The sequence below is a fragment of the Caulobacter sp. genome, from assembly GCF_035254145.1.
Lineage (GTDB): Bacteria > Pseudomonadota > Alphaproteobacteria > Caulobacterales > Caulobacteraceae > Caulobacter.
The window spans coordinates 1-11,278 of the sequence record NZ_DATFAV010000026.1; the positions used below are offsets into that span (position 1 = coordinate 1).

An 11,278-nucleotide genomic window follows, 5' to 3' on the forward strand; every position below is an offset into this window, starting at 1 on the left:
AGACCCGGCTCCTCGCTGCAAGGCGAGGTCGCCAAGGCGGTTTCAGCCGCCAAAGCCCGGATGCCTGGGTAGCTCAGTTGGTAGAGCAGCGGATTGAAAATCCGCGTGTCGCTGGTTCGATTCCGGCCCCAGGCACCACTTTTCCCGTCTTGATCTCCGAGCCTTTGCGCGGCGTCGCGCGCGTACGGCGGCGTCATCTTTTCGTCATGAAGACGACGTCTGGCCGGGTCCCCAAACCTTTATCTGCCAAGTCGGCGGGCGCCTTTCTTCATCGAGCGCTGTTTTGTTGCATTGCTGCAGTGCAATATCGCCAATCTTCATATCAGGGGAAAAACGCCCCCTTTTCCCGAAAACTCCTTTGTGCGGCGCGGTAAACGGTGGTCGCGATGGGCGTCTACGACGATTTTGTGCCCAAACGATCCCCTTGACGGTGCGAAAAGGGGTTGCCAAAGGACCACAGCCGCAATTCTAACATTGCGGTAAGACCGGAGCCCCTCACCAGGGCCTCGGTCGCACGCGCTTCGAAACGATCCTTCTTGGGGGCTTGGTCCTCGTGAGGGGCGTAACGGGTCGAGCGCAGCGAAGCGGGTCTGTCCGGGGATGCGAGAAATCGAACCCCAGACGGGCTATTCAGAGTTAGGGTGGAGACGCTCTCGCGCGACGACCCTCGGTCCAAACGTGCTAGACCAATCAGGAACTGGCGACAGATGCTCGACATTAAACGGAAGACCCCCCTCATCGCTCTCGTCGGCGCCGTTGCGCTGATGGCGAGCGCCCCGGCTTTCGCCCAAGACGCCGCGGCTCCGGCCCCCGCGACTTCGGAAGCCGCCGCCCCGGCCGCCCCGGCTGCTGACGCCGCTGCGGCGCCGGCCCCGGAAGCCGCTCCCGCCGAAGAAGGCGGCGAGAAGAAGGGCGGCCACTCGCTGACGCCCGTCGGCATGTTCCTCGCCGCCGGCGCCGTCGTTAAGGTCGTCATGATCGGCCTGCTGCTGGCCTCGGTCTTCTCGTGGGTGCTGCTGCTCACCAAGATTTTCGAGTTCGCCGGTCTGAACAAGCAATCGGACAAGTTCCTGGAAGCCTTCCGCGGCGCTCGCTCGATCGCCGACATCGCGCGCATCAGCTCGTCGGAAGAATTCGAAGGCAACCCGATGGCCGACATGGCCGCCGCCGCCTCGCAGGAAGTCGAACTGTCGCGTCAAGCTGGCCTGCAAGTCGCCGGCGAGCACCGCGACTCGACGCTGGCCCGCGCCACCTACGCCATCAACGCCGTCCAGTCCTCGCTGGCCAAGCGTCTGTCGGGCGGCATGGTGTTCCTGGCTTCGGTCGGTTCGGCCGGTCCGTTCATCGGTCTGTTCGGTACGGTGTACGGCATCATGACGTCGTTCATCGGCATCGCGAACACCAACACGACCAACCTCGCCGTCGTGGCGCCGGGTATCGCTGAAGCCCTGCTCGCCACGGGTATCGGCCTCTTCGCCGCTATCCCGGCCGTTATCTTCTACAACTACTTCCAGACCCGTATCTCGGGTTACGGCACCCGCTCGGAAGGTTTCGTTGCTGAACTGATGAACGCCATCTCGCGTCAGCTCGACAAGGGGGCGTAACACCCATGGCCGCCAAACTCTCAGGCGGTGGGGGCGACAGGTTCAACGTCGAACAGAACAGCGACATCAACGTCACGCCCTTCGTGGACGTCATGCTGGTGCTCCTGATCATCTTCATGGTGGCCGCTCCGCTGGCCTCCGTGTCGGTCGAAGTGAACCTGCCGCCGGCGGTGGCGAAAGCATCTCCTAACCCGCCGAAACCGGTTTACATCTCGATCAAGGAGTCGGGTCAGGTCTTCATCGGGGACTTTCCGACGACCGTGGACGAGATGGGACAGGACCTTGCCAAGAACATCGGCAAGCGTGACCCGTCCAAGGAGCGTATCTTCATCCGGGCCGACGAAAAGGTTCGCTACGGGGCTTTCATGGAGGTGATGAACACTCTCCAGGATAATGGCTTCTACAGCGTGGCTCTCGTCGGACGGGATGATAGCTAAGGTAGGGGTGCTGCATGGCTGAACAAAATACGCCCGAGCATCGCCACTACGATCCGCTCACTTCGGAAGGTCCGCGACGCAAAAAGGGTATGGGGCCGTTTGGCGTCGCCCTGATCGTGGTGCTGGGTCTGCACGGACTGCTCTTCGCTTACCTCGCGAAGCAGAAGTTCGAGGCGGTGTTCCAGGAGTACTCGGACGACGCCGTGGATGTGGAGCTTCCTCCGCCTCCTCCGCCGCCGCCCCCGCCTCCTCCGCCGCCGCCGCCGACCAACGAGCCGCCGCCGCCTCCGGCCGTGGTGCAGCCGCGTCCCCCGGTGGCTCCGCCGCCGGACGTGACGCCGCCGCCGCCGCTGCCGATCCCGCCCGTTGAAAAGCGGGTCGAGACGACGGCTCCGCCGGTGATTTCGCAGGCTCCTCCGCAGCCGACGAACCCGCCGGCTCGCGCCTCGGTGATCACGCGTCCGGACTGGGCCCGCAAGCCCAGCGGCGACGACATGGCCCGCTACTACCCCGACCGCGCTCAGCGGATGGAAGTCAGCGGCAAGGCCACGATCTCGTGCACCGTGACGGCGAAGGGTACTCTGGAAGGCTGCTCCGTGGTCTCCGAGAACCCGGCTGACATGGGCTTCGGCGACGCGGCCATTCGTCTGTCGCGCCTGTTCCGGATGAAGCCGAAAACCCTCGACGGCGCGCCCGTCGACGGTGGTCAGGTGACCGTCCCGCTGGTGTTCCAAGTCCCGCAATAGGACTTGGTTCAGGCGAAAGCTCAGAAGCGCCCCGGAGTTTCGGCTCCGGGGCGCTTTCTCGTTGAGACCGCAACTTCGGCCTGGAGGCGTTTTCCTCTGGAAACCACCGGATCTCCGCTTGATCCGGAAGGGCGATTTCACTAAAGACAACGCCTCGCGATGAGCCGGCTTAGCTCAGTTGGTTAGAGCGCTAGATTGTGGATCTAGAGGTCCTCGGTTCGAGCCCGAGAGCTGGTACCATCGCAAGCCTTTGAAAAGCCCGGGGTTCGCTCCGGGCTTTTTGCTTTTTTGTCCCAGTCTTCGCCCCAGCCGGGCCCTCGCCTCCAAAATGTCACGGGAATGGGATCGAACGGCTGTGCTTGGCGCCGGGACGGTCCGGATGGAATCATCTGGACGACCAAGACACGCGCTTTGCAAACTTGGACCGGGCTGGGCGGATAAGCCGTTCGCCCTTTTCGCGCGACGCGTTCTGGCGCGCGACGCATTTTTGGCGTTGGAAGGTTCTGAGGGGGACTGGCGTATGGTTTTGGGCGTTCCGCCCAGCACCCCGCGATGGGCGCATGAATGGCGTCGGCGACCACGGACCCTTCTGGCCGGGGCGTTGGCGGTGCTGTGTGCGCTGAACAGCGTCGCCATGGCTGGCGATCGCGGCGGCTGGCGGGGGGCCTCCGCCGTGAAGGCTGGCTATCTTTCCAAGTTTCCTCCGTTTACGGCCTGGCCAGAGACGGCCTTCGAGAACGTCTCCAGCCCCTTCCGCCTCTGCGTCGCCGGGAGCGATCCGTTCGGCCCGATCCTCGATCGCGCCACTCGCGGTCGTCGGGTTGGAGAGCATCCGATGGTCGTGACGCGCCTGCCCTCGGTGGCCAAGGGCGCGGACTGCCACATGCTGTTCGTGTCGACCTCCCGCGTTCAGACCCCTCGCCAGATGCTGGCCGCCGTGGCGGGACGCCCCGTGCTGACCGTGGCCGACGAGATGCTGGACGCGCCAGACGCCATGATTCAATTCGTCACGGTCGAAGGACGGGTGCGCTTCGTCATCCGCGCCGAAGCGGTCCAGGCCGAGGGCCTGATCCTGAGCTCCAAGCTGCTGTCGCTGTCGACGCCGCAGCGAGGCGCGCGATGACGGAGGCCGAGGTCTCACGACGGCGCCGCTGGCGTCCGGCCTTGACCGTCTCGATGGCGGTGGGCCTGGCGATCGCCATCGTCCTGGCCGCCTTCGGCATGGCCGTCTACAATGAGCGCCTGAGCCAGCAGGAGCGGTTCCGCCAGGCGCAGGTGCAGCTACGCATCCTCGCCAGCAGCATGGCCGCGCCCCTGGCCTTCGACGACCGCTCGGCCGCTCGCGAATATGTCGGGGCCCAAAGCTCCAATCCCGATGTCGAGGCGGTGGCCGCCTACGACATGCAGGGCGGTCTGGCCGCCGGCTATACGCGGGCCGGAACGCCGCCGCCGACCCGCAACGTCCTGGGACCGCCCCGCATGGACGGCTCACGCCTGGTGCTGACGGCTCCCGTGATCGAAGGGGAGACCGTTCTCGGCTCCGTCTATCTGCGCACCATGCTGGAATCGCCGACGCGGCGAGCGATGCGCTACGCCGGCTTCGCTCTGCTGATCGTGATGGCCGCCCTGCTGGTCGCCGTCCTTGGCGCGGCCAACGCGCGCGAGGCCGAGGCCTATCGCAAGCTCAAGGCCGAGATCCGCGAGCGCGAGAAGGCCGAGGACGCCCTGCGCCAGTCCCAGAAGATGGAGGCCATGGGCCAGCTGACCGGCGGCGTGGCGCACGACTTCAACAACCTGCTGATGGTCGCCTCCAGTGGCCTCGATCTCCTGGAGCGCACGTCGGATCCGACGCGGCGCGATCGCCTGCGCCAGGGCATCCGCCAGGCCATCGATCGGGGCGCCAGCCTGACCCAGCAGTTGCTCGCCTTCTCGCGCCGCTCACCCCTGAAGCCGGAGGTGGTCGACATCGGCGAGCGCCTGGCCGGCATGCACGCCATCCTAGACCGCTCCCTGCGCGAGGACGTGACCGTCCGGATGGAACTGCCGCCCGACCTGTGGCGCGTGGAGGTCGACGCTTCGCAGCTGGAAGTCGCCGTCCTGAACATCGCCATCAACGCCCGCGACGCCATGCCCGACGGCGGGGCGATCGTCATCGAGGCGCGCAACGAGCCTTCCGGCCGCCCGGACGGCGCTGGCGATATGGTCCGGCTGGCGATCCGCGACACCGGCGTCGGCGTCGCGCCCGACATGGTCAGCCGCCTGTTCGAGCCGTTCTTCACCACCAAGGCGGTCGGCAAGGGCACGGGCCTTGGGCTGTCACAGGTCTATGGCTTCGCTCGCGCGTCGGGCGGCGAGGTGGGCGTGGAGAGCGTCCTGGGCGAGGGGACGACGATCTGGCTGCGAATCCCGCGCTCGACGAAGTCCCCGGTCGCGCCCGCTCCAGCCGCCGCCACGGGCAAGGCTTCGCCGGCGGGGCGTCAACGGGTCCTGCTGGTCGAGGACGACGACAGCGTCGCCCAACTGGTCGAGGAAATGCTGCGCGAGCTGGGCTACGAGGTGAGCCGCGTCGGCGACGGCGCCAGCGCCCTGGAGGCCCTGCGCGCGGACCCTGACGTCCAGCTCGTCTTCAGTGATATGGTGATGCCGGGCGACATCGGCGGTCTCGACCTGGCCCGCGACATCTCGCGCCTGCGTCCGGACCTGCCGGTCGTGCTGACCACCGGCTATAGCGCTGCGGCGGCCGCCGCGAGCAAGGAAGGCCGACGCGTGCTGGTCAAGCCTTACCGGATCGAAGCGCTGGCCGCGGAGTTGGAAGCGGTGCTCGTCGGACCCGCCCGCTAGGGCTTGGCCCGTCCGTCGGTGGGAGAGCGTCCGTCAGTCGACCGCCCGACACTGAAAATGTTTTTCATTCAAGAGTTTGGGGCAAACGGAACGGCAAGGCGCGCTGCGGGTTTGTTGACGGTCGGGAGACGAGAGGGAGATTTCCATGGCCGCCGCCACCAAGAGTTCATCGAGCAAGACCAAGTCCGCCAAGCCGCGCCGCACGCGCCGGACCGGCCGCCGCGACCCATTGGCGGTCGCGCTGCTGAAAAAGGATCACCGCGAGGTGGAGGGGATGTTCGACGAGTACGAACAACTCGAGAGCGAAGCCGAAAAGCTGGCGCTGTTCAACAAGATCGCCCTGGCCCTGAAGGTTCATACGCAGATCGAGGAGGAGATCCTCTATCCCGAGGAACGCGGCGAGGTCGATGACGACATGCTGGACGAGGCCTATGTCGAACACGACGGCGCCAAGAAGCTGATCGCCGAGATCGAGGCGATGAAGCCCAGCGACGAGTTCTACGACGCCAAGGTCAAGGTTCTGGGCGAGTACATCAAGCACCACGTCAAGGAAGAGGAGCAACCCGGCGGCCTGTTCTCGCAAGCCAAGAAGGGCGACGAGGACCTCGAGGCCATGGGCGAACGCCTGAAGGCGCGCAAGGAAGAGCTGATGGCCCAGATGGGCGGCAAGCCCGTGAACTAGAGCGCGTCAGGTTCAAGTGTGAGCGGTTAAACCGCTGGAACGCGCTCTAAGTAAAAGATCTAGACCAGACACGCTCTAGCGGGTCGCGATCCTCCCCCGCCACGCGGGGGAGGTGGCCCCGGGCGTGTCCGTCTTGCGGAGAAAGGCGTCCTTCAGAGTCCGGCCAGATCCTTGGCCGTTCGCAGATCCTGGATGAACGCCGCATAGGCTCGCGCCTTCGCCGTCGCGTCCGGTATGCGCAGCAGGAATGACGGGTGATAGGTCACCAGCCCCTGGGCCTGGTCGGGCAGCTGCAGCGCCTTACCGCGATTGGCGCCGATCGGCGTGGGCTTGCCCACTACGGCGAGCGCGGCCGTGGCGCCCAACATGACGATCACGCGCGGTCGCACCAGCCGCCGCTCGGCGTCCAGCCACCATCGGCAGGCGGTGACCTCGCCACGATCCGGCGCCTTGTGGATGCGGCGCTTGCCACGCCTCTTGTGCTTGAAATGCTTTACCGCATTGGTGACGAAGCTTCGGTCGCGCGGTACGCCCGCCTCCGCCAGCGCCCTGTCGAACACCTGTCCCGCGGGACCGACGAAGGGGCGTCCCGCCAGATCCTCCTGATCGCCCGGTTGTTCGCCGACGAACATGAGCGGCGCCTCGCCCATGCCTTCGCCCGCCACGCCCTGGGTGGCGTCACGCCAGAGGTCGCAACGGCGGCAGGCCCGCACGCCAAGCGCGACATCTTCCAGGCTCATCGGCGCGCCCTGGTCGGATGAGGCTCCGCGCCGGGCGGCCTTCAGGACACGGTCGGAGGGCGGGTGGGGACGGGCGGCGACCATGGCGACGGCGCGTTCCTGGGCTTTTCGATCTCTCAGGAATGAGCGGGACTCGCGGCGGTTCCGCCGCCGGAAGATGCGAGCTTGCGCGGAAGTCGAGACGGGCCCGTATGACGCGCTTTATGTTCGTTATTTGTTCCAGTACGACTTCCCGCGCGATGCTGACGCCTAGCGCAACGTCGCGCGGGAGGAAAAGCGTGGAGAGGCGGACACTCGAGGTGTCCGCCTCTCGCCCCAGGTTGCGCCGCTTGGGGGCTACCCTGGGTTCAAGCTTGGAGCGCGACAGGCGCCGAAACGGGTGACCCTTTTCGGTTGTCGCGTTCTAAAGGCTTAGCCGTTGACGGCGTCCTTCAGTTGCTTGGCCGGCGTGAAGGCGACCTTCTTGCTGGCGGCGATTTCGATGGTCGCGCCCGTGGCCGGGTTGCGGCCGGTGCGGGCCGGCTTGGCCTGGACCTTGAACTTGCCGAAGCCCGGGATCGAGACTTCTTCACCCTTCACGGCGGCGTCGGAGATCGACTTGAAGACGCCGTCGATGATGGCCTTGGCTTGGGTCTTGGTCAGCTTGTCGTCAGCGGCGACAGCGGCGTCGACCAGATCGGAAACGTTCGTCATCTCTTAGCTCATGTCCTGTGAATCAGGGAAATGCGAGCCTGCCGACGCGTTTCGCGTTTGTCACCCGTTAGGGAAGGTTAAAAAGCCGATTCATGGGGGCAAAACGCCCATGGGACGGGGATTTTTTCGGAATCGTCGTCTCCGGAACGGCCAAGATCGGGGCAAAAGCGTTAATGATGGTCCTGAAAGTGGACCATCGGGTCGCTCGCGGCATGGGTGATTCTGCACGGGAATCGCGTCGCGAAGGGCGTGAACACCGCCGGAGTATGGGCGCTCTTCCTTCTCCAGAGGCGGAGGAGAGGAGAGTATAGGGGCGCGCAGCGCTCCGCCTCCCTTTCCATCCCTTCAGTGTGTTCGCGGTTCTGAAGGCTCAAGACCGGAACGCCCGTCCGCCCCAGTCATTCCTCCTGTCGAACCCGAAAGGAGACCCTTCATGACCGATATCGACGCTGGACGAGAAGAGGGCTGGGACGAACAGGACGGCGCCGAGGCGCTGGACGAGGATGTCGTCGGCAAGGACGGTGAGTTGCGCACGTTCGAGGAACTGCCCGACGTGCTTGACGTCACCCAGGCCGAGGGCGACGCCGATGACGACGACGCCCTGATCGGCGAAGACCTGGACGACGACGAGATCATCGCGCTCGAGGAAGACGCCGATCCGGGCGAAGGTCGCGACGTCGACGACGAGCGACCACAAGTCTTCGACGGCGAATAGGGCGGACAGCGATGGCGGCGCGCAAGCTCGCGGCCTACCAGGCCAAGCGCGACTTTCAGAAGACTGCAGAGCCCTCGGGCGAGGTCAAGGTCGCCGCGTCCGAGCGGGCGCGCTTCGTCATCCAGAAACACCACGCCACGCGACTGCACTATGACCTGCGGCTGGAGCACGAGGGCGTGTTCCTGTCGTGGGCGGTGACCAAGGGGCCGTCGCGCGATCCGCATGACCGGCGGCTGGCGGTCCATGTCGAGGACCACCCGCTGGCCTATGGCGACTTCGAGGGCACGATCCCCAAGGGCCAGTACGGCGGCGGCACGGTGATGCTGTGGGACCGCGGCTGGTGGGCGCCCGAGCCGGGCTTCGACCTCCAGAAGGGCCTCAAGAAGGGTGAGATCAAGCTCGTCTTCGCCGGCGAGCGGATGAAGGGCGGCTATGTCCTGGTCCGGATCAACAACGACAAGTTCGCCAATGGGGGGGCGAGCGGCAAGCGCGAGAACTGGCTGCTGATCAAGCACCGCGACGAGTTCGCGATCGAGGACGATCTGGATTTTCTGGCGGACACGTCCTTTTCGATCGCCTCGGGCCGGACGATGGAGCAGATCGCGGCGGGCGAGGGCAAGCGCCCGACGCCGTTCATGACCGCCAAGGCCTCCGCCTCCGACGCGGTCTGGGACAGCAACCGTTCGCCCGAGGCCAGCGCCGAGAAGGCCGCCGAGGAAACTGGAGCGTCGAAGGGGCGCGAGGCGAAGGCGTCCAAGGTGGCGTCAATGGCGGCGACCAAGTCCCCCGCCGAGGCCAGGCCGGCCAGGAAGGCGGTCATGCCCGACTTCGTGCCGCCCCAGCTGTGCAAGCTGGTCGACCGTCCCCCAGCCGGCGGCGACTGGGCGCACGAGATCAAGTTCGACGGCTACCGCATGCAGATGCGGGTGGAGGGTGGTAAGGCGACCCTGCGCACTCGCGCCGGCCTCGACTGGAGCCGCAAGTTCCCCCGGCTTATCAAGGATGGCGCGGCTCTGCCGGACGCCTTGATCGACGGCGAGGTCGTGGCCCTGGACGCCGACGGCTCCCCCTCGTTCGCCGACCTTCAGGCCGCCCTGGCCGAGGAGAAGACCGACGACCTGATCTTCTTCGTCTTCGATCTGCTGCACGCCGAGGGCGAGGATCTCACAGACCTGCCGCTGTCGGAACGCAAGGCGCGGCTGAAGGCTCTTCTGCCCCAGGACGGCGACCGCATCCGCTATGTCGAGCACTTCACAAGCGGTGGCCAGGCGGTCCTGCAGTCGGCCTGCCGGATGTCGCTGGAAGGCGTGATCTCCAAGAAGCTCGACGCGCCTTATCGTTCGGGGAAGTCGGGGGGCTGGACCAAGGCCAAGTGCCGGGCCGGCCACGAGGTGGTGATCGGCGGCTGGACCACGACCGGCGAGGCCTTCCGGTCGCTGATCGTCGGCGTCTACCGTGACGGCGACCTTGTCCATGTCGGCCGGGTCGGCACGGGCTTTAGTCGAGACAAGGTCGCGCGGCTGCTACCCAAGCTGACGGCCGCCGCGCGCAAGACTTCGGCGTTCTCCGGCAAGGGCGCGCCCCGCGGCGGCCCGAACGTCAATTGGGTGGATCCCGTCTTGGTGGCCGAGATAGAGTTCGCCGGCTTCACGGGAGACGGCTCGGTGCGCCAGGCGTCGTTCAAGGGACTGCGCGAGGACAAGCCCGCCCAAGCGGTGGAGGCCGAGGCGCCCGCGCCGGCCGAGACGGTCGAGCTGGCTCAGCCCCGGGCTCCATCCCCAAACGCGGCGACACCCAGGCGTTCGAGCGGCAAAGCCTCGGTTCTAGGGGTGGCGATCTCCAGCCCCGACAAGCCGCTCTGGCCAGACGCCGGCGACGGGACGCCCGGGACCAAGCTGGATCTGGCCCAGTATTTCGAGGCGGTCGGCCCCTGGATGCTGGAGCACGTCAGGGGCCGGCCGTGCTCGGTGATCCGCATGCCGGACGGCATCGGCGGCGAAAAGTTCTTCCAGCGTCATTCGGGCAAGGGCGTCTCGGCCCTGATCGACGAGGTCGTGGTCAGCGGTGACCGTAAACCCTATCTCGTCTTCAACACGGTCGAGAGCCTGGTCGCCGCTGCCCAGTGGGGCGCGACGGAACTGCATCCCTGGAACTGCCGGCCGGGAGAACAAGACGTCCCGGGGCGATTGGTCTTCGACCTGGATCCCGCGCCGGACGTGGCGTTCGACGCCGTGGTCGAGGGCGCGCGGGAAATCCGCGACCGGCTGGAGGCCCTGGGCCTGACGCCGTTCTGCAAGACCACCGGCGGCAAAGGCCTGCACGTCGTGACGCCCCTGAAGCCCACCTCCCAAAAAAACGGGAATGGGGTCGACTGGGACACGGCCAAGGCCTTCGCCCGCGAGGTCTGCGCGCGAATGGCCGCCGACAGTCCTGGCCAGTACCTGATCTCGATGGCCAAGAAGGATCGGGGCGGGAAGATTTTCCTCGACTACCTGCGCAACGACCGCATGAGCACGGCCGTGGCTCCGCTGTCGCCGCGTGGCCGCCCTGGCGCGCCGGTCTCGTGGCCGGTGGCCTGGACGCAGGTTCGGAAGGGGCTGGATCCCTCGCGGTTCAACATCCGAACCGTGCCGGGGCTGATGAGGAGCCTGGACGCCTGGGATGCTTACGCCGAGAGCGAACGGGACCTGGCGGCGGCGATCAAGAAGCTGGGAAGGAAGTAGGCGGCCGTCGCGTTGACGGCGGCGGCGCGGCTTTTACAGTACCGCTTCGGCGCGTTCGAACGCCGGTCCAACCATGACGACGGGAGAAGGGCATGGC

The 11,278-nt window shown here is 66.4% G+C and carries 10 protein-coding genes and 2 tRNA genes; 10 read left to right on the forward strand and 2 right to left on the reverse strand.

The window, feature by feature from the left end; genetic code table 11:
- Positions 1–62: 62 nt before the first annotated feature.
- From VJ655_RS01345 to VJ655_RS01380, 8 genes are all read left to right on the forward strand, one after another.
- Positions 63–138, forward strand: a tRNA-Phe gene (locus VJ655_RS01345).
- Between the two features lie 569 nt (positions 139–707).
- Positions 708–1,604 carry a MotA/TolQ/ExbB proton channel family protein gene (locus VJ655_RS01350; protein ID WP_324097571.1) on the forward strand — a complete coding sequence of 299 codons (897 nt, stop codon included), beginning with the start codon at positions 708–710 and terminating at the stop codon, positions 1,602–1,604.
- A 5-nt stretch (positions 1,605–1,609) separates the two neighbouring features.
- Positions 1,610–2,041 (forward strand): biopolymer transporter ExbD, encoded by a 432-nt coding sequence (locus VJ655_RS01355; RefSeq protein ID WP_324097572.1) that lies wholly within the window; start codon positions 1,610–1,612, stop codon positions 2,039–2,041.
- Positions 2,042–2,055: 14 nt separating this feature from the next.
- Positions 2,056–2,787: an energy transducer TonB gene (locus VJ655_RS01360; protein WP_324097573.1), complete on the forward strand. Its 732-nt coding sequence runs from the start codon at positions 2,056–2,058 to the stop codon at positions 2,785–2,787.
- A gap of 163 nt (positions 2,788–2,950) precedes the next feature.
- A tRNA-His gene (locus VJ655_RS01365) sits at positions 2,951–3,027 on the forward strand.
- Between the two features lie 367 nt (positions 3,028–3,394).
- The gene (locus VJ655_RS01370; protein WP_324097579.1) at positions 3,395–3,910 is read left to right on the forward strand and encodes a YfiR family protein; all 516 of its coding nucleotides are present in this window, start codon (positions 3,395–3,397) and stop codon (positions 3,908–3,910) included.
- Positions 3,911–3,951: 41 nt separating this feature from the next.
- Positions 3,952–5,628 carry an ATP-binding protein gene (locus VJ655_RS01375; RefSeq protein ID WP_324097574.1) on the forward strand — a complete coding sequence of 559 codons (1,677 nt, stop codon included), beginning with the start codon at positions 3,952–3,954 and terminating at the stop codon, positions 5,626–5,628.
- Between the two features lie 145 nt (positions 5,629–5,773).
- The gene (locus VJ655_RS01380) at positions 5,774–6,310 is read left to right on the forward strand and encodes a hemerythrin domain-containing protein (RefSeq protein WP_324097575.1); all 537 of its coding nucleotides are present in this window, start codon (positions 5,774–5,776) and stop codon (positions 6,308–6,310) included.
- A gap of 152 nt (positions 6,311–6,462) precedes the next feature.
- Here VJ655_RS01380 and VJ655_RS01385 read toward each other — a convergent pair whose 3' ends face one another.
- Positions 6,463–7,209 carry a UdgX family uracil-DNA binding protein gene (locus tag VJ655_RS01385; RefSeq protein WP_414646914.1) on the reverse strand — a complete coding sequence of 249 codons (747 nt, stop codon included), beginning with the start codon at positions 7,207–7,209 and terminating at the stop codon, positions 6,463–6,465.
- Positions 7,210–7,461: 252 nt separating this feature from the next.
- Positions 7,462–7,743 (reverse strand): HU family DNA-binding protein, encoded by a 282-nt coding sequence (locus tag VJ655_RS01390; protein ID WP_066682603.1) that lies wholly within the window; start codon positions 7,741–7,743, stop codon positions 7,462–7,464.
- Positions 7,744–8,176: 433 nt separating this feature from the next.
- Here VJ655_RS01390 and VJ655_RS01395 point away from each other — a divergent pair, with 433 nt between their 5' ends.
- Together VJ655_RS01395 and ligD are read left to right on the forward strand one after the other, a co-directional pair.
- Positions 8,177–8,458, forward strand: coding sequence for a hypothetical protein (locus VJ655_RS01395; RefSeq protein WP_324097577.1), 282 nt, complete (start codon positions 8,177–8,179; stop codon positions 8,456–8,458).
- Between the two features lie 11 nt (positions 8,459–8,469).
- Positions 8,470–11,181 carry a DNA ligase D gene (gene ligD, locus VJ655_RS01400; protein ID WP_324097578.1) on the forward strand — a complete coding sequence of 904 codons (2,712 nt, stop codon included), beginning with the start codon at positions 8,470–8,472 and terminating at the stop codon, positions 11,179–11,181.
- Positions 11,182–11,278 lie beyond the last annotated feature (97 nt).